Origin of the sequence: Variovorax sp. OV329, assembly GCF_900114785.1 — a bacterium.
In the GTDB taxonomy this organism is placed as follows: domain Bacteria; phylum Pseudomonadota; class Gammaproteobacteria; order Burkholderiales; family Burkholderiaceae_C; genus Variovorax.
This window is the reverse complement of sequence record NZ_FOUG01000005.1, coordinates 145,997-169,662: the sequence shown is the minus strand read 5'-3', so window position 1 is coordinate 169,662 and position 23,666 is coordinate 145,997. Positions and strand designations below refer to the sequence as shown.

At 67.9% G+C, this 23,666-nt stretch carries 21 protein-coding genes; 13 read left to right on the top strand and 8 right to left on the bottom strand.

Going from position 1 to position 23,666, the window contains the following annotated elements; translation table 11 throughout:
* Nucleotides 1–25: 25 nt before the first annotated feature.
* From BM345_RS10295 to BM345_RS10270, 5 genes are all read left to right on the top strand, one after another.
* Nucleotides 26–1,000, top strand: coding sequence for a Bug family tripartite tricarboxylate transporter substrate binding protein (locus BM345_RS10295; protein WP_093378798.1), 975 nt, complete (start codon nucleotides 26–28; stop codon nucleotides 998–1,000).
* Nucleotides 1,001–1,438: 438 nt separating this feature from the next.
* Nucleotides 1,439–2,077 (top strand): 4Fe-4S dicluster domain-containing protein, encoded by a 639-nt coding sequence (locus BM345_RS10285; RefSeq protein ID WP_093378793.1) that lies wholly within the window; start codon nucleotides 1,439–1,441, stop codon nucleotides 2,075–2,077.
* 16 nt (nucleotides 2,078–2,093) lie between these two features.
* The gene (locus tag BM345_RS10280) at nucleotides 2,094–3,743 is read left to right on the top strand and encodes an FAD-dependent oxidoreductase (protein ID WP_093378791.1); all 1,650 of its coding nucleotides are present in this window, start codon (nucleotides 2,094–2,096) and stop codon (nucleotides 3,741–3,743) included.
* 18 nt (nucleotides 3,744–3,761) lie between these two features.
* Nucleotides 3,762–5,006: a complex I 51 kDa subunit family protein gene (locus BM345_RS10275; RefSeq protein ID WP_093378788.1), complete on the top strand. Its 1,245-nt coding sequence runs from the start codon at nucleotides 3,762–3,764 to the stop codon at nucleotides 5,004–5,006.
* 9 nt (nucleotides 5,007–5,015) lie between these two features.
* Entirely contained in the window at nucleotides 5,016–5,687 is a 672-nt protein-coding gene (locus tag BM345_RS10270) for a COG3904 family protein (protein WP_093378785.1), read from the top strand.
* Nucleotides 5,688–5,737: 50 nt separating this feature from the next.
* On the opposite strand, the gene BM345_RS29670 is transcribed toward BM345_RS10270, so the two are convergent.
* The 5 genes from BM345_RS29670 to BM345_RS10250 form a co-directional block, all read right to left on the bottom strand.
* A complete protein-coding gene (locus BM345_RS29670) occupies nucleotides 5,738–5,977 on the bottom strand; it encodes a hypothetical protein (protein WP_175544964.1) in 240 nt (79 codons plus the stop codon).
* Nucleotides 5,978–6,063: 86 nt separating this feature from the next.
* Nucleotides 6,064–6,666 (bottom strand): hypothetical protein, encoded by a 603-nt coding sequence (locus tag BM345_RS10265; protein WP_093378782.1) that lies wholly within the window; start codon nucleotides 6,664–6,666, stop codon nucleotides 6,064–6,066.
* Nucleotides 6,667–6,711: 45 nt separating this feature from the next.
* On the bottom strand, nucleotides 6,712–7,608 hold the full coding sequence (locus BM345_RS10260; RefSeq protein WP_093378779.1) for a DUF2950 domain-containing protein: 897 nt from the start codon (nucleotides 7,606–7,608) through the stop codon (nucleotides 6,712–6,714).
* 23 nt (nucleotides 7,609–7,631) lie between these two features.
* On the bottom strand, nucleotides 7,632–9,044 hold the full coding sequence (locus BM345_RS30745; protein WP_093378776.1) for a DUF3300 domain-containing protein: 1,413 nt from the start codon (nucleotides 9,042–9,044) through the stop codon (nucleotides 7,632–7,634).
* 185 nt (nucleotides 9,045–9,229) lie between these two features.
* Nucleotides 9,230–9,976, bottom strand: coding sequence for a hypothetical protein (locus BM345_RS10250; RefSeq protein WP_093378774.1), 747 nt, complete (start codon nucleotides 9,974–9,976; stop codon nucleotides 9,230–9,232).
* A 273-nt stretch (nucleotides 9,977–10,249) separates the two neighbouring features.
* Here BM345_RS10250 and BM345_RS10245 point away from each other — a divergent pair, with 273 nt between their 5' ends.
* Nucleotides 10,250–11,482, top strand: a complete 1,233-nt coding sequence (locus BM345_RS10245; RefSeq protein ID WP_093378771.1) for an alpha/beta fold hydrolase — start codon at nucleotides 10,250–10,252, stop codon at nucleotides 11,480–11,482.
* A 44-nt stretch (nucleotides 11,483–11,526) separates the two neighbouring features.
* On the opposite strand, the gene BM345_RS10240 is transcribed toward BM345_RS10245, so the two are convergent.
* Both BM345_RS10240 and BM345_RS10235 read right to left on the bottom strand, forming a co-directional pair.
* Nucleotides 11,527–12,624, bottom strand: a complete 1,098-nt coding sequence (locus tag BM345_RS10240; RefSeq protein ID WP_093378768.1) for an AraC family transcriptional regulator — start codon at nucleotides 12,622–12,624, stop codon at nucleotides 11,527–11,529.
* 122 nt (nucleotides 12,625–12,746) lie between these two features.
* A complete protein-coding gene (locus tag BM345_RS10235) occupies nucleotides 12,747–14,453 on the bottom strand; it encodes a tannase/feruloyl esterase family alpha/beta hydrolase (protein ID WP_093379438.1) in 1,707 nt (568 codons plus the stop codon).
* A 413-nt stretch (nucleotides 14,454–14,866) separates the two neighbouring features.
* Between BM345_RS10235 and BM345_RS10230 the strand changes: the two genes are divergently transcribed.
* Nucleotides 14,867–16,111, top strand: a complete 1,245-nt coding sequence (locus BM345_RS10230) for a branched-chain amino acid ABC transporter substrate-binding protein (RefSeq protein WP_093378765.1) — start codon at nucleotides 14,867–14,869, stop codon at nucleotides 16,109–16,111.
* A gap of 104 nt (nucleotides 16,112–16,215) precedes the next feature.
* Nucleotides 16,216–16,992, top strand: coding sequence for an SDR family oxidoreductase (locus BM345_RS10225; protein WP_093378762.1), 777 nt, complete (start codon nucleotides 16,216–16,218; stop codon nucleotides 16,990–16,992).
* On the opposite strand, the gene BM345_RS10220 is transcribed toward BM345_RS10225, so the two are convergent.
* The gene (locus BM345_RS10220; protein ID WP_093378760.1) at nucleotides 16,989–18,953 is read right to left on the bottom strand and encodes a helix-turn-helix domain-containing protein; all 1,965 of its coding nucleotides are present in this window, start codon (nucleotides 18,951–18,953) and stop codon (nucleotides 16,989–16,991) included. The genes BM345_RS10225 and BM345_RS10220 overlap by 4 nt on opposite strands.
* A gap of 219 nt (nucleotides 18,954–19,172) precedes the next feature.
* Between BM345_RS10220 and BM345_RS10215 the strand changes: the two genes are divergently transcribed.
* Genes BM345_RS10215 through BM345_RS10195 form a run of 5 tightly spaced genes read left to right on the top strand, consistent with a single transcriptional unit; the run spans nucleotide 19,173 to nucleotide 23,666 of the window.
* The gene (locus BM345_RS10215) at nucleotides 19,173–19,964 is read left to right on the top strand and encodes an SDR family oxidoreductase (protein WP_093378757.1); all 792 of its coding nucleotides are present in this window, start codon (nucleotides 19,173–19,175) and stop codon (nucleotides 19,962–19,964) included.
* Nucleotides 19,965–19,967: 3 nt separating this feature from the next.
* On the top strand, nucleotides 19,968–20,909 hold the full coding sequence (locus BM345_RS10210; protein ID WP_093378754.1) for a branched-chain amino acid ABC transporter permease: 942 nt from the start codon (nucleotides 19,968–19,970) through the stop codon (nucleotides 20,907–20,909).
* Nucleotides 20,910–20,917: 8 nt separating this feature from the next.
* Nucleotides 20,918–22,195: a branched-chain amino acid ABC transporter permease gene (locus BM345_RS10205; RefSeq protein ID WP_093379436.1), complete on the top strand. Its 1,278-nt coding sequence runs from the start codon at nucleotides 20,918–20,920 to the stop codon at nucleotides 22,193–22,195.
* On the top strand, nucleotides 22,192–22,947 hold the full coding sequence (locus BM345_RS10200) for an ABC transporter ATP-binding protein (RefSeq protein ID WP_093378752.1): 756 nt from the start codon (nucleotides 22,192–22,194) through the stop codon (nucleotides 22,945–22,947). Before BM345_RS10205 ends, BM345_RS10200 begins: the two co-directional genes overlap by 4 nt.
* Complete coding sequence (locus BM345_RS10195; protein WP_093378750.1) at nucleotides 22,944–23,666, top strand: ABC transporter ATP-binding protein; 723 nt, start codon at nucleotides 22,944–22,946, stop codon at nucleotides 23,664–23,666. Before BM345_RS10200 ends, BM345_RS10195 begins: the two co-directional genes overlap by 4 nt.

Sequence of the window (23,666 nt, the reverse complement as noted above, 5' to 3'; positions counted from 1 at the left end):
GCCCAAACCACTAGGAGAAAAAACCATGACGCCTTCGAAGATCCTCGCCATCGCCTGTACGTTCCTATCGGTCGCCGTGTCCAGTGCCACCGCAGCCGATGCGTATCCGACCAAGCCCATCCGATGGGTGGTTGCCTACTCGGCTGGAGGTGGATCCGACGCGCTGGCTCGTGCGGTCGGTGCTCAGCTCTCCGCGCAACTCGGCCAGTCGGTGCTGATCGACAATCGGCCCGGCGGCGCAACCGTCATCGGGGCCGACGCGGTGGCGAAGTCGCCAGCAGACGGCTACACCGTCCTCACGGCGGACAATGGAACCCTGATCTTCAACACGGCGCTCTTCAAGAAGTTGCCATACGACCCGAACAAGGACTTTGCACCTGTCGGCCTGATGGCCAAATTTCCACTTGTGCTGGCGGTCAACCCCAACTCGGGGTATGGCAGCGCGAAGGAACTCATCGATGCCATGCGAAAGCAACCTGGCAAGCTCAGCTACGCGACGCCGGGCATTGGCAGTCCGCATCATCTTGCGATGGAGATGCTGAAGGAGCGGACCAAGGTTGACGTGGCACACGTCGCTTACAAAGGCGCCGCTCCGGCTATTCAGGACGTGGTTGGCGGGCAACTTCCGATCATGGTGGTCGACACGGCGGCAGGCATGCAGATGATGAAAGCCGGCAAGCTCAAACCGCTGGCGACGTTCTCAAAGGGCAGGTTGCCATCGATGCCGGACGTTCCGACTCTGATGGAACTGGGCTACACGGACATGGAGGCGGCTGCCTGGCAAGGCTTGGTCGTGCCCTCGTCAACGCCGAAGGACGTTATTGCCAAGCTGAGTACCGAACTGCAGAAGGCCATCGCTTCACCTGCAATCCAAACGCAGTTCGCCACCATGGGCCTCGAAGCCACACCGAGCGATGCCGCTGGGATGGCCAAGCACTGGAGCGATGAATCCAGGTATTGGCCAAAGCTCATTCGCGACCGGCAGATCTCTCTTGACTGATTCTTTCCTGGAAGAGTCCGCGTTTGGCATGAGCGAAGCGGTGACAGTGGAAAGATCTGTCGTCGCAAGCTCTGGGGCAAAGCTGCTCCGTGTCTGCCCCTCACATCGATCATCGATCCGGATCAACTCGTGATGCCCTGGGCCGCGACCTGGCTGACCCAAAGGAGCAGAAGGGCCGGGAAGAAGTCGCCGCGGATCACAGACGAAATCTGATCGCCGCCGAAGATCCCGATCACGCCGGCGAGGATGGCGAAGCAATACCACGCGTGCTGCCCCCTGCAGGCGCGGGAACCGGGGCCACCGCGATCGCCACGGCAACGGCGGCCAGAGCCTTCCACGGGATGCTCATGGAACCTCCTCGCTGTGCTATTGTTTCTTGCGTCCCTTGGAGGGATCACCGTCGCGCCCCACACGCAGCCGATGAAAAAAGACGACAGGATGCAACGCCTCATTGTCGAAGGCCGGGCTATCGAGGCACCGGCCGCCAGCTCGATCCTGCAGGCCTTCGTGCAGGCGGGAGAAACGCTCGTCGCGGGTGTCGGCTGCATGGGACAGGGCGTTTGCGGCTCCTGCCGTGTCATGGTCCGGCGCGCCGGCCAGCAGGAAGTGAAGACCGAGCTGGCCTGCGAAACCGTGGTCGAGGACGGCATGCAGGTCTCCTTCATCGACTACCTGACGCCCTCCACCCATCATGTCTACCGCATCGAGGACATCGCGGACAGCTGGCAGGCGCCTCGCAAGCTGCTGGAGATCTTTCCAGAGGCACCGCATTGCCGCCACTGCAGCGGCTGCGACCGCGCGTGCCCCAAGGGACTGGAGGTGCAGCGCGGCGTCAACCTTGCGGTGGAAGGCGAGCTGAACGCGTCCGCCCAGGTCTTCGACGAGTGCGTCATGTGCAACCTGTGCACCCTCGCATGTCCCGAGCACATCGGCCCGAACCACCTGGGCCTGTTCGTGCGGCGCATGGTTGCCAGCCTGTCGCTGCGGCCCGCCGACCTGATGCGACGGCTGGAGCAGATCGAGCGCGGCGACATGGCGATCGACTTCGATGCGCCCGGCGCACAGCCGCCACGCTGACGGAAGACCGTCGGACATGAAAGGCTCCATCCCCTACGAGGACGCACGCCGGCGCTACAAGGCCGGCGCGGCACCCGCGTTCCGGGAAGATGCCACGCCGGTGCAGCAGCTGCTCCAGGACTGGCATCCCGACCACGGGGCGAACGCGCGCGTTCCCCTGGCCGCCGGGGTCAACCGGGGCGATGCCTGCCAGCCCGACCTTGCCCGGCTGCTGCAGGCCAACTCGCTGATCGACGACATCGACCTCGCCGGCGCGCAGCTGGTGACCACCGACGTGCTGGTCATCGGCGGCGGCGGCGCGGGCTGTGCCGCGGCGCTGACGGCAGCCCGCCAGGGCGCGAAGGTCATTCTCGCCACCAAGCTGCGGCTGGGCGACAGCAACACGGTGATGGCGGAAGGCGGCATCCAGGCCGCCGTGGGCGCGGACGACAGCCCGCAGCTTCACTTCGAGGACACCCTGCGCGCCGGGCACCATTGCGCGGAGCCCGAACTGGTGGCGCAGATGGTGATGGACGGCCCGGACGTCCTGCGCTGGCTGATCCAGCTGGGCATGATGTTCGACCTCGAAGAGGGCGGCCCCATGGGCGGGAAGCTGCTGCGCAAGAAGCCGGGCGGGGCCTCTGCAGCGCGCATCCACTCCTACCGCGACTACACCGGACTCGAGATGATGCGCGTGCTGCGCGAGGCAGTGGCCCTGGAGCCCGGCATCTCGGTCTGGAACCGGTGCCCGGCGGTGGAGCTGCTGTCCGACGAGCGCGGCCGATGCGCAGGCGCCGTGATCTACAACCTCGAGTGGCGCAGCTTCGTGATGGTGCGTGCACGCTCAATGATCCTTGCCACGGGCGGCACGGGACGGCTGCACCTCAATCGCTTCCCCACCTCCAACCATTACGGCGCCACCGCCGATGGCCTGGTGCTGGCTTACCGCCTGGGCGCCAGGCTGCGCGAACTCGACTCCTTCCAGTACCACCCGACCGGCATCGCCTACCCGCCCCACCTCGCGGGGGGACTGATCTCCGAGGCCGCCCGTTCGGCCGGTGCGAAGCTGGTCAACGGCGTGGGCGAGCGCTTCGTCGACGAGCTCAAGGCCCGCGACGTGGTCGCCTCCGCGATCTTGCGCGAATGCGGCGAAGGACGCGGGATCGAGCGCAACGGCCAGGTCGGCGTCTTCCTCGACACGCCGACGCTCGAGATGGAACACCCCGGCATCCTGGAGAAGCGCCTGGTCACGCTGCGCCACCTGGCCGCCAGGTGCGGCCACGACCCGGCCGCGGAGCCCTTCATGGTCTACCCCACGCTGCACTACCAGAACGGCGGCGTCGACATCGACAAGGACGGCGCCACAGCGGTCGAGGGACTGCACTGCGTGGGCGAGCTCAGCGGCGGCATCCATGGCCGCAACCGGCTGATGGGCAACGCCCTGCTCGACATCCTGAGCATGGGAAGGCGCGCGGGCGCAAAGGCGGCGGAATCGGCGGGCGGCGTGATCAGCGGCCGCGCAGGCATCTCTCACGTGTACGACTGGCAGCGCGAACTCACGCTGGCTGGGCTGCCGCTGGACCTGCGCTCGCCGCTGCTGTTCCCTGAATACGCTCACTTCGACCTTCGGACCGACGCCCAGATGCGCCCGAGCGGGCACGGCCGCGTGGTCGCAGGGGTGCGCTGAGCGCACTGGACCGACACGATGAACAAGGCGAACCAGGTCCTGCTCAAGGAAGAAAGCCGGATCGGCGCCGACCTGGCGGCGTGGCTGTCTGTCGGTGGTGGCGAGGGCCTGGCCGCGGCCTTGCGAGAACCTGGTGCCGTGATCGCGCAGATCGAGCAGGCCGACCTGCGGGGCATGGGCGGCGCCGGCTTCCCGACCCATCGCAAGTGGGCGCCGGTGGCTGCCGCACCCGATGGCGACAAGTACGTCATCTGCAACGGCAACGAGGATGAGCCCGGCACCTTCAAGGATCGCTTCCTGCTCGAGCACACGCCGCACCAGGTCATCGAGGGCGCCCTCATCGCGGCCGTCGCCACCCGTGCCAACCATGTGGTCCTCTACGTGAATCCGCATGAATCGCGCGCCCTGGCCGTCGTCCGGGAAGCAGTGGACCAATGGCGGCAACATGAGCACATCTCGGCGATCGAGGCATGGCTGGGTGTGCCGCTGTCGATGTCGGTGGTGCCGAGTTCGGGTCTCTACATCGGCGGCGAGGAAACGGCCGTGATCGCGACCGTGGAAGGCGGCTTTCCCTTTCCGCGCCGCAAGCCGCCCTTTCCGGCGCAAAGCGGCGTGCATGGCGTCCCCACCATCGTCAACAACACCGAAACCCTGGCGCACCTGCCGGGCATCCTGCGCGAGGGCGCGTCCTGGTACCGTGGACTGGGCCTGGGGGCTGCGTCGGGCACCAAGCTCTACTCCCTGTCGGGCGACGTGCTGCGGCCCGGCCTGTACGAGTTGCCGATGGGCACGAGCCTGCAGGAACTCGTGTTCGAACACGGCGCTGGAATGCTGCAGGGCAAGGAGTTCAAGGCGGTGTTCACGGGCGGACCGTCCAACACGCTGCTCACCCGCAGCGACCTGGACGTGCCGCTGGACTTCGACTCGGTTCGCCAGCGGCAGTCGCGCCTGGGGACCGGGGCGATGATCGTGGTGTCCGAAGGCACGAGCATCGTGCGCAAGGTGGCGGAGTACGTGAACTTCTTTGCCCAGGGGTCGTGCGGTCAGTGCCCACCGTGCAAGGGCGGCACCTTCCAGCTCGCGCGTGTGCTCAACCGCATCGACACGGGTCGCGGGGTGCGCGCCGACCTGGTGGCCCTCGCGAACCTTTGCCAGCTCCTTCCCGGAAGCGGCCGGTGCGGGCTCATCGACGGCGCGGCGACCGTGGTGCAAAGCTCGCTGCATCACTTCAGCCACGAATACAAAGCGCTGTTGATGGGCTAGGCTAGGCCGATGTCCAGGATTTCGATCGTCATGCGCGGGCTCAGGATCTGGCGCTCATCCATCGTCCTGATGGCCGCCTCCGCCTGCATTCTTCCCGCCTGGGCGCGCGTTCACTACCAGGCACCCACCGGCAATCGGCCTGCGCTGATCCTGATCAAGGGCGAACTTGTCCAGGCCGATGTCGAGGCGTTCACCGCCATTGCCGAGACCGCGCGACAGGCGGCAGCGAACAGAAGCTCGCGTGCACCGGCGCATGGCAAGGGATTGGTCAACGTGGCCCTCGACAGCCGCGGCGGCAGCATCTGGGTCGCCATGTCCATCGGCAGAGTCATCAGGAAGCACGCGTTCATGACGCGCGTGGAGACGGGTGCCTCATGTGTCAGCGCGTGTGTGTACCTCCTGGCGGCGGGGCAGGGGCGGTACGTGGGGGGCCGGGTCGGCATCCATCGGCCCTACCTCCCCAACGACGGGGTCACCTCGGCCCGGGCCAAGAAGGCGCAGTACGAGGGCATCAATGCCCAGACCAGGCAGTACCTCGAGGAGATGGGCCTGCCGGGCTCGCTGCATGACCGCATGATGCAAACCGCACCGGATCGCGTGACCTGGCTCTCCGCGCAGGATCTCTCGGACTATGGCTTGACGATGTTGATTCCCGCGACGCCGAGGGCCGTGGGGCCTTGATGGTCGCCCTCCAACGCGGAAGGGCTGGAGGGCGGTCCCTCAGGTCCGCGTCACCCGCGCCAGAAGGCCCACCAAGGTGACTTCTTCGATGCCGGATTTCGCAGTTCCGCACCCAGCGTGGAGAGTGCGCCGCTTCGACGACGGAGCTCGCGCTCCAGCTCGTGAGCCTTGCCGTTGGCATCACGGTCGCCGTGCAGGGCGCGAGCCCGCCACTGTGCAGCCAGCGCTGCCAGTTCGTCGTCGCCAAGTTGTCTGATTTCTTCCGGCAGGTTCACTTTGATTCTTGTCATGAAGTTGCGTGTCTGGACAAGCCTTCGGCGGATTGAATCGCGCGAAACCCCTGCATCGATGCCTGGAAGGTCTCGTGCGCGCCGCGCTACTTCTTGTGCGCCACCGGCTCGAGGCCCAACGCGAGTGCCTCGGTGTAAACCGCCTGCACCTGGTCGCCGACCTTGATCAGCTTGAGTTGCTCGGGATCGCGCACCTTCAGGTCGACGGTCCGGTTCGGCCCGCGCAGCGTGACCACCTGCTTCTTCCTGTCGACGGCTGTCACGTCCGCAGTGACCTCGAGCTGCTGTGCAACGACGCCCGCCGGGGGCTCGCCTGCAGCCGATCGCGCCCCGCCCTCGGCGAACTTGCTGCCTCGCAACTCCTTGCCATCCTTCTTGAGCGTGAGCGTCAAGGCCTCGAGGTATTCCACCGCCACGCGGTCGCCTACCTTCACCTTGTCGAGGTTCTTCACCTCGGGCCCCACCTGCAGGGGCACGACCTTGCCGCGCGGCCCCTTGAGCGTGACGCGGCGGTTGGCGGCATCCACCGACTCGACCGTCGCGGTGACCCGGGTGGTGCGCGCAAGCGCGGCCTGGCCCGGTGCCGTCGCGCCGACCACGACCGAGTCGGGGTTCTGCTGCGCAGACGCCGGGAGGGCAAGGAGGCCGACCAGCACGGCGGCGGCGATATGCGTGAGGTGCTTGTTCATTCGGTTTTCCGTTGGATGGGAGTCGATCGGTTGATGAACTGCCCATCAGGGCACAGAAACCTTGCTCCAGGATGAATCCGGATTGAAGGCCTTCATCCCCTTCGCGATGGCCGCGCTGTCGGGCCCCAGGTCCTTCTGGTAGAGCACGCCATCGTGGCTGATCATGAAGCTGGTCACCCCGGTGTCGCCGTAGTGGATGGGCCAGGCCACCAGCGCGAAGCCCGCGCGCATGCGGTTCCCGATGACGTAGTCGTAGGCACCGCCCGGTGCGTCCTTGCCCTGGGCGGTGAGGATCTTGTAGTGGTAGCCGTAGTAGCCCTCGCCGGGCTTCACGGCGCTGAAGCGCGGCCCGAGCGGGCTTTCTCCCTGCGCATCGGCCGCCCAGTACAGGCCGTCGCGCCGCCCCGGCGTACTGGCGAATTTCTGCGCATACGAGAGGACGCCGTCACCATCCCGGTCGCGCTGCGCGTATTCCTTCTGCGCGTCGAAGTACGCCAGCACGGCCTGCATGGCGTTCAGCTCGTTGCTGCCGATGCGCCGTGTGCGCATCTCGTCTGCGCCGGCGCTGGGGTCGAAGCGCCAACTCCCGCCCGACATCACCAGGGGAATCGGAAGGGTCCAGCCGCCATCGCCGACGGCCAGTGCCGCCTTGTCCTGGCCGGTGGAAACCACGCTGTGCTTCTTGTCCCAGGCCGCCAGGAAGGTCTGCAACTCGCCCTGGCCGATCTCGTCGCGCGGCACGAAGCGCCGCCAGTCCCGGCCGAGCACCTTTTCGAGCGCCTTCACGTCGTTGTTCGCAATGGCATCGCGGAAGGCCTGGGCTGCCGCCTCCGTGCTGGAAAATGCCTGCTGCGCAGCGGCCGCCAGCGGGCCCAGGAGCCCAGCAACGAGCGCTGCGGCAGCGACGAAGCGGACAGGCCTGCGATGGGTTGAACTGCTCATGGTCGATCCTTTCCTGTCCCGGCCTATCGGCGTCCGCCGCCCCGACCGCCACCGCCTCCACGGCCGCCGCCGGAGAAGCCGCCGCCACCACGGCCACCGCCGCTGAAGCTGCCACCCCCACGACCAGCGCCGCTGTAGCCGCCCCCAATGTTGCCGCTGCGCTGCATGGATTGGCGGCTGGCATTGCCACGGTCGAACTGCTGGCGTGATTGACCGGCATTGCCGACACCGCTGAAGGCGTTGTCACGGCCCGCGCCGCCGCCGAAGCTGCCCCTGTCGCCCCTGGCTGCGGACTCGGCGCGCTGGCGTGCGCCAGGGTCGTTGCGCAACTGCTCGCGCCCTGCGCCGGGGTCCATGCCGCGCTGCTGGAGGTTGCTTTGCGCCTGCTGCCGCTGGGCGTCCCGACCCCGGAAGTCGCCACGGTTCTCGGCGCCGGGCACGTTCCGGCCGAACTGCTGCTGGCTGCGGCTGTCGCGGTAGGGCACGCCGCGCCGGTTCTGCGCGTTGTGCTGGAACTTGTTCTGGTCGCCGCGGATCTGGCGGTTGGAATTGATGTTGTTGTAGCGGTTGGTGTTGATGTTGATGTCGCCACCGCCCCAGTTGCAGTTGCCCCAAAGGGCTCCCACCGCCGCCACCCCGATGCCGAAGGCCAGTGCCGATCCCGCGTAGTAGCCCGGGTAGTAGCCGGGGTAGTACATCGATGGCGGGTACCAGTAGTAGGGCGGATAGGCCGGGTAGGGCCAGGTGCCGTACACCACCGCCGGGTTGTACGTCGGCACATAGACGGTCTGCGGATTGGTGGGCTCGATCTTGATGACGGTCTGCTGCGTCTGCGGCTCCTGTTCCACCTTCACCGTCTGCTGTTCGGTGGTCTTGAGGCTGCCGGTCTGCTGGGCCTTGGTGCGCAGCCGCTGCGCCGAGTCGAGCACGTCCTTGGAAGACGCGAGGAAGGCGTCGCCGAGGTTCTGCACCCAGTCGGGCTTTTCTCCCATCGCCTGGATCACCTGCGGAAAGGCGATCAGGGACTTCACGCTCGGATCCCAGGGCTGGTTCTCGACGGCGCGCACCGCGGCGTCGCCCGATTGCTGGGGATTGGCCTTGGACCACTTGGCCGCATCGGCGACGTCCGCCGGGTAGGTGGAGGCCATCAGCACCTGCGAGAGCAGGGAGTCGGGATACAGCGCAATGGGCGCCATCAGCTGGTCGATCTGCGCCTGGCTGAAGGTGCCATCCGCTGCTGGCGCCGTCGACACAGGTGCAGGTGTGCGGACGGCGCCGGGCGACGGGGAGGTCGTGGTCGTCGTCGTCACCACGGTGGCGGGTTGCTGAACCGGCACCGGCGTCGGGTAGGGATAGACGCAGCCGGCCAGAAGAACCGAGATCGCCAGCACGCTGGGCAGCGGGGCAGCGGGGGCGGCAGCAACGGAGAAGTTCATTCATCAGTCCTCAAGCAACCAAGCGGATCCACACCACGACCGGGACCCGAATCTCGTTCCGACGAGAAGCCGCTTTTCCCTGCTGAGCCGAATCAGTCTCGGACGTGGTGAATCGCTTTCGTTGGATAGATAAATCCAGTGATGGCAGCAAGCCCCTGCCATAGGGTACTCGGACTGCGAGGCCGCTACGCATCTCCCTGGCACGCACGATTTTTCTTGTGGACCAGCGCCTTGAAATCCATCACCGGTGCCCTCGCCCGAACCAGGACCAGGTGCCACATTTCGCCATTCGAGGGTTGCTTTTTCGGCTTTACCGCCCAGATCGAGATGCACATGTTGTCGACGGCGGTGACCAAGCCGAAGACCGTGAAGCCATAGGGATCGGCGATCACACTCTCCCCGATCAACTTGCCGATCAAGGCCGATTGGATATCGGCATCCCGGCTTTCGACAAAGGGCTGAAAGTAGTGATCGAGCTTGTGGTTCTTCTTGGCATGCTTCGTTTTCAGATCGCTTGTCAGCGTTGAATGATCCTGAAAGTAATCCCGAAATTCGCCGATGCAATCGTTGTCGATCGAACTCGCTTTGGGCACGTGGGCGACCCGGCGGTGATGGTTGCCGCTGTAAACCGCCATGAGGCACCCGGAATACTCGCCGCTCAGCACAGCGTCATTCCCCTGGTGATAGTGAATCCGCCCCTCTCTGTAGGGGACATACGCAACGGCGAAAGGCGTAGACAGCGGCTTGTTCGCGCGATCGGGCAGCGAAAGGACCCGCTTCAAAGTGCCCCAATCGTCCGACGGCGTCGGGACGATGGCTCCGGAGACCGAGGATGATTTTGAGAATTCCCCGACTTCGACATCTCCTGAGCCCTTGGCAAGAGCCGCATCGAAGTGGAGACTAAGTCCGGTATGGAGGTCGCTCAGCTTCATTCTTGTGGACCCGTTGAAACTGCCCGGAAAGGGTGAACGCGCGCGATTTCAATGTACTTGCCGACCCGAAAGGGGTCAAGCCGTCGCGCTTTCAAGCCCTTCGTACTTGCCAAGCACTCTTCATGCACCAGGCGCCCGGGCCGAAGAGCCACGCCGGCGTCCCCTCCGATGCGCTCTGCGCCGGCATGGCCTCATCCAGGCGCGCCAAGTCCTTCTGCGGGCCAGGTTCCGCGCGATCGCCGGCGGGCGCACCTTCCGGTTCTAATGCGAACCATGAGTTCAACCTACCACATGCCCGGGGCAGTTTTGACCGAGCGCGAGCACTCGGTTCCCTTGGTTCACGGCGACGCGTCGCGTGGCACGATCAGCGTGTTCACGCGCGAGCTTGCTGCCCCGGACGGATTTGACCGGCCCTATCTCGTGTTCCTGCAGGGCGGCCCGGGCTTCGAGGCGACCCGCCCGACGAGTCCGCCTTCAGGGTGGATGGCGCGTGCCCTTGGCGACTTCCGGGTTCTCCTGCTCGACCAGCGCGGCACAGGGCGCTCCAGCCCCGTCGGGCCAGTCATCCCCGGGGCAGCGCCTGCCGACCAGGCCGAGTACCTCACGCATTTCCGCGCCGACTCCATCGTGCGGGACCTTGAACTGATCCGCGATGAACTGGGCGTCGAGCGCTGGAGCCTGCTCGGTCAGAGCTTCGGGGGATTCACCTCGCTTAGCTATCTGTCGCTGGCGCCCGAGGGACTGCGGGAGGTGCTGATCACCGGCGGACTCGCGCCGATCACGAATCGGCCGGTCGATGAGGTCTACGCGGCGACATGGGCGCGCGTACGCGAAGCGAATCAGCGCTATCACGCCCGATACCCAGGAGACCTCGAACGGTTGCGAACGATCCTGCGCCGGCTGGACGAGGAAGACGTCCGCCTGCCCAACGGCGATCGCCTCAGGTCGCGTCGGCTTCGGCAGACCGGAATGTGGCTTGGCGATAGCGCGGGGTTCGAACGGCTGCACCACCTGCTCGAACTGCCCTTCGGCTCGGCGGCATTCTTGTCCGACGCGCAGATGGCGTCTCCCTGGGAGCGCAATCCTATCTACGCAACGCTACATGAGTCCTCGTACGCCGACGGGGGCGCCACTCGCTGGTCAGCACACCGGCTCGCACCCGAGGAGGCGATGACCGGCGACCTCCTCGGCGCGGAGCACGTCTTCCCTTGGATGTGGGATGACTATTCCGGCTTGCGCGCGCACCGCGAGGTGGCGCAACTTCTGGCCCAGCATTCGTGGCCGCGCCTGTACGACGCCGACCGCCTCGCCCGCAATGAGGTCCCGGTGGCAGCCACCGTGTACGTCGACGATGTCTACGTGGAGCGATCATTTGCCGAGGAGACGGCCCGCGGCGTTCGTGGGCTGCGGGCCTGGGTGACCAACGAGTACGCCCACAACGGCCTGCGGGCCGACGGCGAGCGGATCTTGGGTCGCCTGCTCGACATGGTCAGAGGCCGGGCGTGAAGCGATAGGCGGGGCCTTGGCGTACGCAGCAGGCGGCCGCGCCCTCATTGCGTCGCGAGCGAAAAAGGGTGGCTCGCGGCGCGCGCTGGCTGCGGATGCCCATGGTGCGCCTGGTGCTGCCTGCGGAACTGGGCCGGCGTCATCCCGGTCCAGCGCAGGAAGGCCCGCCGGAAGTTGGCCGAGTCCGAAAAGCCGGTGATGAGTGCGATCTGCTCGACGCTCGCGCCAGGCCGCTGCAGGTGCTGCGTCGCCATGCGGTGGCGGACCTGGTCGGCAATGCTGGAGAAGGAGGTGCCCTCGCCCGCGAGGCGCCTTCGCAGCGTGCGCTCGGTCATCTGGAAGGTCGATGCGACCGCTTTCATGCCGGCGCCCAATTCGGGCAGCATGCACAGGGCCTGGTAGACCTTGCCCGCAAGGCCCAGCGAATCCTCGATCTCCGCCAGCGCGCCCTCGCATGCCGTCTGGAGCGCGGCGGCGGTGAAGGCGTTGGCCAGTCGCGGCCGCCGCGAGAGCACTTCTGCGTCGAAGCGCAGTTCGTTGCGGTGCCATCCGAAGACGCTGGGGCACTGCAACTGCTGGGCGTAGATCGCCCGATGCGGCGGCGCGGGATGCGCGAAGCGCGCCAGGGCAGGGCGGACCTCCGGCCCCAGCAAGTCCTGCATCTGGGTCACCAGCTGCGCAACCTGCTGCTCGATGAGGAAATCGTGCAGGGCATTCGGCAGCTCGTGGGCGGCGCCGTCGGTGAGCACCCAGAGTGCATCGCCCCCCTCGATGCGCGCTTCCAGAGTCAGGGCGCTGGCCACCAGACCCTGGCAGGCCTGGGCCCGTCGGAAGTAGTCGGAGACGGATTCGCAGGACAACAGCATCAGCCCGAAGCTCCCGTGGTCGGGCAGGTGCAGTCCGCGGCCGAGCTGGAACGACAGGCCCGGGTCCGACGCGAGTTCCAGCGCGTTGCGCCAGGCCGCCAGGTGTTGCATGACCGAGCTGCGGCACGCCACGTCGTCCAGCGCCACGGGATCCAGCCCCGTGCCGGCCAGCACGGCGCTTGCCGGCAGGCCCCTGTCCGCAAGCAGCCGGGCGATGGCTGCGATCTGGTAAGGAGGGTAGTGCCGCCCCCAGGGCGGCGGTATCCGGTGTGACATGCGTCGGACTCGCCAGGGCTATCGATCCTGGCCGAGTCTGCGCGGCGCAGCGGAGGCTGCCTATGTCCTCATGTCACACAGAAGAGGCCGCAACGATGTGAACGCGTTGCGGCTCGGCTGGCTCAGAAGGTCGCGCAGCTGAAGGATTCGGCGGCGTTCACATCGCCCGAGCCCTTGTACTTGGGCCACGCCGGGTAGTCGCACAGCGGGCGCTTGCGGCCCGGCACGCCGACGGTATCGGTGGTCACCTGGGCCTTGGGGGCCGTGCCGTTCTCCGTCCATTGCTCCAGGGCGGTGAGGGAATCCCAGGTCGCGTTGAACACGGTGCTCAGCGCATGCCCATAGCCGGCCACCTCGTAGTAGCGCGCGAAGCCGTCCACGTAGCTCGGGCCGAACTGTGCCTGCAGGCGCTGGTAGAACTGCTCGGTGGCGCGGGTGCTCACCAGCACGTCCGACAGGCCGTGCGCGAGCAGCAGCTTGCCGCCGCGCGCCGCGAATTCCGACAGGTCGCTGCTGACGTCGAGCATGGTGCTCAGCTCGCTCAGGCGCGCGCCCCACGGGCCCGGGTTCTCCGGGTCGAGGGACAGCGAGTCGAACTGCGGGTCGCGCGTCACGCCGTACTTGATCGTCTGGTCCAGCTGCTTGGTGATGTAGGGCGCGCCGGCCGGCACGGGCATGGCCGGCTGCTCGGTGCCGAAGTTCAGGAAGGTCACGGTCGGCTGCAGTGGCGACGGGTTGCTGGTGATGCCCAGGTCGGCACCCCAGACGTTGTAGCCCGGGTAGCCGGTCGAGCCGCTGGCCACGAAGAAGTTGAAGCTGGTCGCGGTGTTGATGGTCTTGAGCGCGGTGATCTGCGCGTCGGACAGGCAGGTGTCGCCGGTGTCGGCGCCGTTCGCGCAGCGCAGCGGGGCGCCATCCACCAGGGCCACCGAGGGATCGAAGGTGCTGTTGCACTTCAACTGGTTGCTGACCAGGCCGTCGGCCACGCCGTCCAGCGTGTCGCAGGCCTGCAGCACCGCCTTGAGCAGGAGGGCGCGCTTGGGCGTGTTCGGATAGGCGCCCGGCTGGGCCAGGGCGCGGCTCATGCGGTGGCCGCCCAGCATGGCCGACAGCTGGTTCCACGCCGGGTACCAGGCGATGATGCCGTCCCAGTCCTGCGGCCAGCGCTGCGCCACGGAGACCGCCTCGCGGCCACCGGTCGAGCCGCCGGCGAAGTACGACTTCACCGGTGCGCCGGCCGCATAGCGCGCCTTGATCAGGTAGAGGGCGGCATCCCGCGTCTTCTTGAGCGCATGGCCGCCGAAGTTGCGGACGGCCTCGTCGTTGAGCTGGAACTGGCCGTCCAGCGAGCCGGCGGCATTGGCCTGGTGGCCCGAGTCGCTGGCGAAGGTGGCATAGCCCCGGCCCAGGGGCGTCGGCTGGTCGGCCGGGCCCGCGGGCACGTTGCCCGCCACGTTCGGAAGCGTTCCATCGAAGCCGCCGCCGCCGAACATGACCACCTTCTTGTTCCATGTGGTGGGCAGCGCCAGGCGGAAGTTGATGTTCGGGGCGCTCGGGTCGACCGGTGCGATGCTGGCCAGCACATTGCAGTACTCGGGCAGCGCAGCCGCCCCTGTTCCCGCCGCCGCGGTGACGGTCGCCGCCGTCACCTTGGCGCCGGTGGTGGGCAGCCCGATGGCCGAGGCCGGGATCGCCATGCCGACCAGGTCGGCGCAGGCCTTCGGCGAGACGACCACGGGCGGCGTGGTGGGCGTCGTGGGTGATGTCGGCGTACCGGTGCCACCGCCGTTGCCATTGCTGCCGCCACCGCCGCAGGCCGCCAGCGTCATCGCGCTCAGGCAGCCGAACAGGATCAAATGGTGTTGCTTCACGAGAGTCTCCAATGCTTCTTGGTGGGGCGCCGTGGTCGGCGACCACATGCAGCGCCTTGGCGGCGGATGTTGGAGCGCGGCATGCCGGCCCGAAAGGTCGGGCGCGGCAACGCCGGCAGTCATTTGCGGACAGCACGGGAAAGCCCCAGGTCGGGTTTCCAGGGAGGCTGCACGCCACCGTCTCGATTCCTTGCCTTTGCCAACCGCCGGCGCGTGCCGATGACATCGAAGCGCGTGCAAATGTGTGTGGCCGGCACATAGGGTCGAAGGCCCCCTTTGCAGAGACTTCTCCAGCGCAAGCAGCCGCTGCGCGGCGTGACGTGAAGTGCGTTGCGCGCGGCTCCACAACCACCACTGAAGGAGACAAGTTCATGACCGTCGTTCGCCACCTTGCCCGCGCCGCGCTGCCGGCCGCCCTCCTGTTTGCCGCGGCGGCCCAGGCCGCGCCGGTGAAGATCGGCATGGTCGAGACGCTGTCCGGCCCGCAGGCCTCTTCCGGCCAGGCCTACCGCGCTGGCGTGCGCTATGCCATCGACCGGTTCAATGCCGCGGGTGGCTGGAACGGGGAGCCGGTGCAGCTGGTCGAGTACGACAACCAGGGCGGCCCGACAGGTGCTTCGGAAAAGCTCAAGGCGGCCATCGCCGATGGCGTGCAGATCGTCGTGCAGGGCTCCTCGTCCGCCATCGGCGGCCAGATTACCGAGGACGTGCGCAAGCACAACCTGCGCAACCCCGGCAAGGAAATCGTCTACATCAACGTCGGCGCCGAGGCGCTGGAGCTCACAGGCGAGAAGTGCAACTTCTATCACTTCCGCTTCGCCGGCAACGCGCAGATCCGTGCCAAGGCCCTGGTGCAGGCGATGAAGGAGTCCAAGGCACTGGGCACCAAGGTCTATGCCATCAACCAGAACTACTCCTGGGGCCAGGACATGGAGCAGGCCATCGTCGACAACGCAGGTCCCGGCGGCTACCAGGTGGTCGAGAAGACGCTGCACGACGTCAACAAGATCCAGGACTTCGCGCCCTACGTGTCCAAGATCAGCGCCTCGGGCGCCGACACGGTGATGACCGGCAACTGGTCCAACGACCTGCTGCTCATGATGAAGGCGGCCAAGGCCAGCGGCCTCAAGGCGCGCTTCGGCACCGTCTACCTCGACCAGCCGGGCAACGTCAGCAACGCGGGCGAGCTGGCCATCGGCAACTACGTGGCGCACGCCTTCAATGCGGAAGCCGCCGGTGCCGACGGCGAACGCTTCGTGGCCGACTACACGGCGAAGATCGGCCATGCACCGGTGTTCGTCGAGCCACAGACCGTGTTCGGCCTGGAGATGGTCACCGACGCGCTCAAGCGGACCAGGCCCGTCAACGGCGCGCTCGACGTCAACGCCTTCGCCAAGGCACTGGAGACCGGCAAGCTCAAGACGCCGATGGGCGAGATGAGCATGCGCGCGGCCGACCACCAGGTGCAGATGCCGCTGGTGGTCTCGGTGGTGTCCAAGGATGCGAAGTACAAGGCGGACGGCACCGACATGGGCTTCAAGCCGGTGAAGATGTTCAGTGCCGACGCGGTGTCGGTGCCGGCGCAGGCCAGCTGCAAGATGCAGCGTCCGGGCTGAGCGAACAGGCGGGTGTGGCGCATGCTGCCGCTTCACCACTACGATCCGGGGTATCCAACCCGCCGCGTCATCCGAGCGGCAGCAGCAAAGGCGGAGAAGGTTTCATGAGCTCATCTCTCGAAGGCCAGCTGGCCTGGGTCACCGGTGGCGGCAGCGGCATCGGCCTGGCCGGTGCCATCGAACTGGCGCGCGCGGGCTGCCGCGTGGTCATCTCGGGCCGCGACCCGGCCAAGCTGGAGGCCGCGCTGGACAGGGCCCGGCAGGGCGGCGTGGCAAACGACGCCATCAGCGCGATGCCGCTGGACGTCGCCGACAAGGCCTCGGTCCAGCGCGTGGCCAAGGACATCCAGGCGGCACACGGCCCGGTCGGCATCCTGGTCAACAGCGCCGGCATCAACTTCCCCAAGCGCTACTGGGGCGACACCGACGGCGAGACCTTCGACAAGGTCGTGGCCGTCAACCTCAGCGGCGCCACCTATTGCACGCTGGCGGTCCTGCACGGCATGCGTGCGCTGGGGCGCGGCACGGTGATCAACGTCGCGTCCTTCGTCGGCTGGTATCTGTCGCACCTGACCGGACCGGCCTACACCGCCACCAAGGCCGGCATGATGGCCCTCAGCCACTCGTTCAACATCGAGGAGGGCGTCCATGGCCTGCGCGCCACGGCGCTGTGCCCGGGCGAGGTGGCCACGCCCATCCTCCAGTCCCGGCCGGTGCCGCCGAGCGCGGACGACATGGCCCGCATGCTGCAGGAGGAAGACCTGGGCCGCACCATCCGCTTCGTCGCCGAACTGCCGCCGCATGTCTGCATCAACGAGCTGGTGATCTCGCCGGTGTTCAACCGCCTTTACCTCGGCGGCAAGGAGTTCGCGAGGCGCTAGGCGGCCGGCGCGATCAGGCTCCAGAGGCGCAGCGCCATGTGGATCTCCAGCGCCCGCGCCGCATTGCCCCAGTGCCCCAGCATCTCCTCGATGCTCGCGAGCCGCTGGCGCACGGTGTTCACATGGATGCCCAGGCGCTGCGCCGTGGTCTTGGCGTTCTGGTTGCAGTCGAAGTAGCACAGCAGCGTAGACGCCAGCTGGGCATTGCGCTTGCGGTCATGCGCAATGAGCGGGCCGATGGTCGCGTCGAGGAAGTGCGACAGGCTCGCCTGGTCGTGCGTCTCGAACAGCGCCGAGTACAAGGCCAGCTCGTTCTGCGCCAGCACCTGGCCCTGGACGCCCAGGCGCCCCAGCACCCCCAGCGCGCGCCGCAGCGTGGCGTAGAGCGCAGGGATCTCGGCCGGCGACGCGGCCGGCCGGGAGAGCACGCCGCGATGCATCGCCGTCGCATGGCGACGCGCCCAGGCGGAGACCTCCTGGCGCAGGTCGAAGGCCCGCGGGGCGGCGCACAGGATGACGAGCGTGCCGTCGATCTCGTCGACCAGGGCGCGCCCCATCGAAGCCATGGCACGGAAGTGCCGCGCCGCATAGCTGGCGCCTGGCTCTTCCAATTCCACCAGCAGGAGCGCGAGCGGCTGTGACAAGTCCAGCCCCAGCCGCTCGGCGCGGTTGAGCAGCACCGCAGCCTCGTCCTGGCGCGGCGACACCAGCGTGCGCAGCAGCGCCGAGGCATTGCGGCTCCGCGCGGCTTCCATGCGTTCCTGCGACAACAACACGATGCCGATCACGCTGGAGCTGCGCTCGAAGGTGCGCACCGCGACCTCTTCGAGCGCGCCGCGGTGGAAGAGGGCGATGGCACCCAGCACGTCGTCGCCGCCGATCACCGGCATCACGCGGCAGCATTCGCCGTCCTGCGCGTAGGCCTCGACGGAGCGGCCGAGCTGGCGGCTCAGGCGCAACGCCTGCGCAAGCTCGGCGCTGCGGGCGCCGTGCGGCTCGTAGCCCTGCGCACCCTGGCCCGCGTAGCCGGCTGCCGAGCCCTGGCTGATCGGTTGCGCCGCCTCGTCCAGCACCAGCAGGCTGCCGCCGAGCAGTTCCGCCACCGACTGGCAGAGCGTGGACAGCGAGGCGCCGCGCGCCAGCAGGGAAGTCATCTGCTCGTGCGCATCCGCCGCCGTCTGGATGCCGCGCAGGTGCCGCTCGAGTTCGGCGCGCGCCGCATCGGCCTTGCCCAGCGCGGCGTGCAGCGCCTCGAAGTCGCGCGCGTTCTTGAGTGCCACGGCGCCATGGGTGGCGAGCGTGCACAGGATCGACAGGCTTTGCGTGGTGTGGACGCGGTGATAGCGGTCGGCCACGAACAAAAGGCCGATGACCTCGCCCTCCCAGATCAGCGGCACGCCGACCAGGGCTGCAATGCCGTCCTCGCGGAAGACCTCGTCCAGCCCGGCGTCGTGCGTGAAGCGCGTGTCGTGCAGGTAGTCCGCCGTGGTGAAGGGCAGGCGGGTGGACATCACCACCCCGGCCACGCCCCGCCCGCGCATCGTCACCATGTCGGACACATGTGGCGAGATGGCACCCTGCGCCACCAGCACGCGGAACTCGTCGCGCACCGGGTCGTGCACCGACAGCCAGGCCAGGTCGGAGCCCAGCAGCTTGCGTGCGCGCGCCACGATGGCGCCCAGCAGGCTGTTGAGGTCGAGGCGGCTGGACAGTTCCTGCGCCGACTCGATCACCGCCAGCATGCCGCTCTCGCGCTGCTGCAGCAGCTCGAGCCGGTTGCGCACGGCCATGGCCATGCGCACCGCCTCGACCAGGTTGGACTTGCCGGGCCGGCCGGCGGGCAGCGCCTCGGCCTCGACCATGCATTGCGTGAATTCGTCGGTGGAGGTGCCCTGGTGCAGCAGGCGAACGAGCTGCAAGGCGATCTGCTCGCCGGTCTCCTCTTCTAGGGTGGTGCGCATCGTGCTGTCTCGATTTCTTGTGTCGCCACGGGAGGCCATGGGCCCCGAAGTCCCGACCTAGGCTAACAGACGCTGCCGCCGCATGCATGAGGGCCGATGACATGGATGCGGCTGCAAAAGTGTGCGCCTGACACATAGGGCGCGGCGCGCCCGGCGGGGAGACTCTGCGGCAGACGACGCGATGCCATGGGTGGCGACGCGCGATCGCGGAGGACCCCCATGCCCCTGTACGAATCCCTTCGACCGTTGCCGGAACTGCGCGTGCTCGTCACGGCCGGTGCCAGCGGCATCGGCGCCTGCATTGCGCGTGCCTTCCACGAGGCCGGCTCGCGGGTCCACGTGTGCGACATCGACCGCGCGGCGCTGGACCGCCTGGTCACCGAGACGCCCGGCGTCACCGGCAGCATGGCCGACGTCTCGGTGCCCGCCGACGTCGACCAGGTGTTCGAGGACGTGCGCGGCTGCCTCGGCGGCCTCGACGTGATGATCAACAACGCGGGCATCGCCGGGCCGACCGGGCCGATCGAAAGCCTCGATGCGCTCGCCTGGGAGCGCACCGTCTCGGTCAATCTCAACAGCCAGTTCTACTTCGCGCGGCGCGCGGTGCCGCTGCTGAAGGCGTCGTCCGCCAACCCGCTCCTGATCGCGATGAGTTCGGTGGCGGGGCGCCTGGGCTATGCCTTCCGCACGCCCTACGCGTCCACCAAGTGGGCCATCGTGGGCCTGACCAAGTCGCTGGCCATGGAGCTCGGTCCGCAGGGCGTGCGCGTCAACGCCATTCTTCCCGGGGTGGTGGAGGGCGAACGCATGGACGGCGTGATCGCCGCGCGCGCCGCCGCCATGGGCATCAGCGTGGAGCAGACGCGAGAGGACTACCTGCGCAAGATCTCGCTGCGGCGCATGGTCACCGCCAGCGATGTGGCGGCGATGGCGTTGTTCCTGTGCTCGCCAGCGGCGCGCAACCTCAGCGGCCAGGCCATCAGCGTCGACGGCAACCTCGAGTACCTCTGAGCCATGGACTGGATCGTCTTCTCGCTGCTCAACGGTGTGATACATGGCCTGCTGCTGTTCATGGTCTCGGCCGGACTCACGCTGATCTTCGGGATGATGGGCGTGCTCAACTTCGCCCACGCCTCGTTCTACATGCTGGGCGCCTACTTCGCCTACACCTTGCAGGGCCTGGTCGGGTTCGGGCCGGCGGTCGTGCTGGCCACGCTGCTGGCCGGGGTGGTCGGCGCGGGAGTGGAGCGCTGGTTCCTGCGCCGGGTGCACCGCCATGGCCACGCGCACGAGCTGCTGCTGACCTTCGGGCTGTCCTTCATCATCGCCGAGACCATCAAGCTGTTCTTCGGCAACTACCCGGTGGACTACCGCATCCCGCCGGCGCTGGACATGGCGGCCTTCGTGATCGGCAGCCAGCAGTACCCGCTGTACCGCGTGCTGATGGGCGCCGTTGCGCTGGCGATGTTCGCAGCCATCTACCTGTTGCTGACGCGCACCCGGGTCGGCATCGTGGTGCGCTCGGCCATCTACAAGCCGCGCATGGTGGAGGCGCTGGGCCACAACGTGCAGCTGGTCTTCATGGGCGTGTTCGGCGTCGGCGCGGCGCTCGCGGGCCTTGCGGGCGCCATCGCCGGAGCCTTCTACACCACCAACCCGAACATGGCGCTGGAGGTCGGGGTGATGGTCTTCGTGGTGGTGGTGGTGGGCGGCCTGGGCTCGCTGGGCGGGGCGATGCTCGCCTCGCTGCTCATCGGCGTGCTGACCTCGCTGGCCGTGGGCGTGGACCGCAGCCTGGCCGATGCGCTGGCGCTGGTGGGGGCGGGCGATTGGGCCCGCAGCACCGGCGGCCTGCTGACGCTCAAGCTCTCGAGCCTCGCAGCCACGCTGCCTTTCGCGCTGATGCTGCTGGTGCTGCTGGTGCGCCCCTCCGGCCTGATGGGCGAGAAGGCGTGAAGACGATGATGCGCACGCCACTCGTGTTCTCCTTCGCGGCCGTCGCCGTGCTGGCCGCGATGCCGGTCCTGCTGCCGGCCGGCCTGCTCAATGCATCCGTCCAGGCGCTGATCGCCGCGCTGTTCGCGTCGGCCTACAGCCTGCTGGCCGGTCGCGCCGGCATGCTGTCCTTCGGCCATGCGGCCTATTTCGGCGTCGGCGCCTTCGCCACGGTGCACGCGATGAACGCCCTGGGCGGCACCGGCCTGCTGCCGACGCCGCTGATGCCGCTGGTCGGTGCCCTCGGCGGCCTGGGCTTCGGCCTGGTCGCAGGCTGGTTCGCCACCCAGCGCAGCGGAACGGCCTTCGCGATGATCACCCTGGCCATCGCGGAACTGCTGCATGCACTCGCACCACAGCTCAAGGGCTGGTTCGGCGGCGAATCGGGCATCTCCACGATGCGCGCGCCGGCGTGGGGGCTGAGCTTCGGATCGACCACGCAGGTCTACTACCTGACCCTGGCCTGGGTGCTGCTCTCGCTGGCGCTGCTGTACTTCCACACCCGCACGCCGCTGGGCCGGCTCACGCTGGCGCTGCGCGAGAACGAGCATCGCCTGCGCTTCCTGGGCTACGACGTGCACGGCCTGGGCGTGTCGGCCTTCGCCATCTCGGCGATGTTCTCGGGCATCGCGGGCGGCCTGCAGGTGATGGGCAACGAATCGGCCAACTACGTGGTCTTCGACCCCGGCGTCTCGGCCACGGTGGTGCTCAACAGCTACATCGGCGGTGTCGGCAGCTTCTTCGGCCCTGCGCTGGGCGCTGCGCTGATGAGCTTCTTCGGCTATGCGGTGTCCGACACCACGCAGTCGTGGCTGCTCTACCAGGGCGCACTGTTCGTGCTGGTGATGATGTTCATGCCCGAAGGGCTGACGGGGCTGTTCACCGCGGCGGCGCGGCTGGTGGACCGCCACGGGGTGCTGGCGTTGCTGCCCCTGGCGCTGAGCGCGGTCCTCGCGGTGGCACTGGTGGCGGGCGGCGCGGTCTTCGTGGTCGAGATGCTGCAGCGGCTGTTCTCGCAGGACTACCGCTCGCTGGCCCGGATGAGCGGCGTTGCGCCGCCGGTGCCGCTGTTCGGCCGCGCCTGGTCGGCCGGTGCTTGGACCACCTGGATCGTCCCGGCCGGCCTGCTGCTGGCGGGGGCGCTGATGACCGCCATCGCCCGCCGCTGTCATCGCGGGCTCGCGCTCGCGGCCGTGCGGGACGCCGTTGCGCGCCCGACGCCCCTTCCGGAGCAAGCCCATCCATGAATGACAGCATTCTTTCCCTGCGCGGCCTGCGCAAGTCCTTCGGGCCCACCGAGATCATCCGCGGCGTGGATCTAGACCTCGGTGCCGGGGAGCGGCGCGCCCTGATCGGTCCCAACGGTGCGGGCAAGTCGACCCTGTTCCACCTGATCTCGGGCAATCTCGCGGCGACTTCGGGCGAGGTGGTCTTCGACGGCCAGCGCATCACGGGCTGGACGCCGCAGCGCATCAACCGCCTCGGCCTCGCGCGCTCCTTCCAGATCACCAACATCTTTCCCGGACTGACGGTGTTCGAAAACATCCGGCTGGCGCTGATGCGCCACCACGAGCGCCAGTACACCTTCTGGCGGCCCATCGACCGCCTCGCGGGGCTGCGCGCCGCCACCGAGGCCCTGCTCGAGAAGGTGCGCCTGCAGTCCCAGGCCCGGACGCTGGCGGGCGAGATGTCCTATTCGGAGCAGCGCTCGCTGGAGTTGGCGATGACGCTGGCCTCCGACCCCAAGGCCATCCTGCTGGACGAACCCATGGCCGGCATGTCCAATGAGGAGACCCACTACACCATGGAACTGATCCGCGACGTGACGGCGGGGCGTGCGCTGCTGATCGTGGAGCACGACATGGACGTGGTGTTCGCGCTGGCCGACCGCATCAGCGTCCTCGTCTATGGCGAGGTGATCGCCACCGGCACGCCGGAGCAGATCCGCAGGCACCAGGGCGTGCGCGAGGCCTACCTGGGCGAGGAGGCGGCAGCATGAGCGCGCCGGCCGATCCGCTGCTGCAGGTCGAGGGCCTGCAGGCCCACTACGGCAAGAGCCACATCCTGCGCGGCGTGAGCTTCGCCGTCGCGCGCGGCGAGGTCGTGAGCCTGCTCGGGCGCAACGGCTCGGGCCGCTCGACCGCGCTGAAAGCCATCATGGGCCTGCTGCCGCCCAGCTCGGGCCGGGTGTCGCTGGGCGGCCGGGAACTGGCCGGCGCCAAGCCGAATGCCATCTGCCGCGCCGGCCTGGCCTACGTACCGGAAGAGCGCGAGGTGTTCGCCAACCTGACGGTGGACGAGAACCTGCGCATGGGCGAGCAGCCGCCGGTGCCGGGGGCCCGGCGCTGGACCGTGCAGCAGATGTTCGACTACTTCCCCCGCCTGAAGGAGCGCCGCGGCACGAAGGCCGGCAGCCTCTCCGGCGGCGAGCAGCAGATGCTGACCATCTGCCGCTCGCTGCTCGGCAATCCGCTGGCCATCCTGATCGACGAGCCCACCGAGGGACTGGCGCCCAAGATCGTCGCGCAGGTGGGCGAATGCATCCAGGACATGCGACGCCAGGGGGTGTCGGTGGTGCTGGTCGAGCAGAAGCTGGCGATTGCCTTGAAGGTGTCGTCCAGGGTGTGCGTGATGGGACACGGCCGCATCGTGTTCGAAGGCACGCCATCGCAATTGGAAGCCGACCGGGGACTGCTGTCCCAGTGGCTGGCGGTTTAG

Excerpts from the sequence above, each read along its gene's own strand:
- BM345_RS10295 (WP_093378798.1), top strand. The coding sequence starts at position 26 with ATGACGCCTTCGAAGATCCTCGCCATCGCCTGTACGTTCCTATCGGTC.
- BM345_RS10285 (WP_093378793.1), top strand. The coding sequence starts at position 1,439 with ATGCAACGCCTCATTGTCGAAGGCCGGGCTATCGAGGCACCGGCCGCC.
- BM345_RS10280 (WP_093378791.1), top strand. The coding sequence starts at position 2,094 with ATGAAAGGCTCCATCCCCTACGAGGACGCACGCCGGCGCTACAAGGCC.
- BM345_RS10275 (WP_093378788.1), top strand. The coding sequence starts at position 3,762 with ATGAACAAGGCGAACCAGGTCCTGCTCAAGGAAGAAAGCCGGATCGGC.
- BM345_RS10270 (WP_093378785.1), top strand. The coding sequence starts at position 5,016 with ATGTCCAGGATTTCGATCGTCATGCGCGGGCTCAGGATCTGGCGCTCA.
- BM345_RS29670 (WP_175544964.1), bottom strand. The coding sequence starts at position 5,977 with ATGACAAGAATCAAAGTGAACCTGCCGGAAGAAATCAGACAACTTGGC.
- BM345_RS10265 (WP_093378782.1), bottom strand. The coding sequence starts at position 6,666 with ATGAACAAGCACCTCACGCATATCGCCGCCGCCGTGCTGGTCGGCCTC.
- BM345_RS10260 (WP_093378779.1), bottom strand. The coding sequence starts at position 7,608 with ATGAGCAGTTCAACCCATCGCAGGCCTGTCCGCTTCGTCGCTGCCGCA.
- BM345_RS30745 (WP_093378776.1), bottom strand. The coding sequence starts at position 9,044 with ATGAACTTCTCCGTTGCTGCCGCCCCCGCTGCCCCGCTGCCCAGCGTG.
- BM345_RS10250 (WP_093378774.1), bottom strand. The coding sequence starts at position 9,976 with ATGAAGCTGAGCGACCTCCATACCGGACTTAGTCTCCACTTCGATGCG.
- BM345_RS10245 (WP_093378771.1), top strand. The coding sequence starts at position 10,250 with ATGAGTTCAACCTACCACATGCCCGGGGCAGTTTTGACCGAGCGCGAG.
- BM345_RS10240 (WP_093378768.1), bottom strand. The coding sequence starts at position 12,624 with ATGTCACACCGGATACCGCCGCCCTGGGGGCGGCACTACCCTCCTTAC.
- BM345_RS10235 (WP_093379438.1), bottom strand. The coding sequence starts at position 14,453 with ATGACGCTGGCGGCCTGCGGCGGTGGCGGCAGCAATGGCAACGGCGGT.
- BM345_RS10230 (WP_093378765.1), top strand. The coding sequence starts at position 14,867 with ATGACCGTCGTTCGCCACCTTGCCCGCGCCGCGCTGCCGGCCGCCCTC.
- BM345_RS10225 (WP_093378762.1), top strand. The coding sequence starts at position 16,216 with ATGAGCTCATCTCTCGAAGGCCAGCTGGCCTGGGTCACCGGTGGCGGC.
- BM345_RS10220 (WP_093378760.1), bottom strand. The coding sequence starts at position 18,953 with ATGCGCACCACCCTAGAAGAGGAGACCGGCGAGCAGATCGCCTTGCAG.
- BM345_RS10215 (WP_093378757.1), top strand. The coding sequence starts at position 19,173 with ATGCCCCTGTACGAATCCCTTCGACCGTTGCCGGAACTGCGCGTGCTC.
- BM345_RS10210 (WP_093378754.1), top strand. The coding sequence starts at position 19,968 with ATGGACTGGATCGTCTTCTCGCTGCTCAACGGTGTGATACATGGCCTG.
- BM345_RS10205 (WP_093379436.1), top strand. The coding sequence starts at position 20,918 with ATGCGCACGCCACTCGTGTTCTCCTTCGCGGCCGTCGCCGTGCTGGCC.
- BM345_RS10200 (WP_093378752.1), top strand. The coding sequence starts at position 22,192 with ATGAATGACAGCATTCTTTCCCTGCGCGGCCTGCGCAAGTCCTTCGGG.
- BM345_RS10195 (WP_093378750.1), top strand. The coding sequence starts at position 22,944 with ATGAGCGCGCCGGCCGATCCGCTGCTGCAGGTCGAGGGCCTGCAGGCC.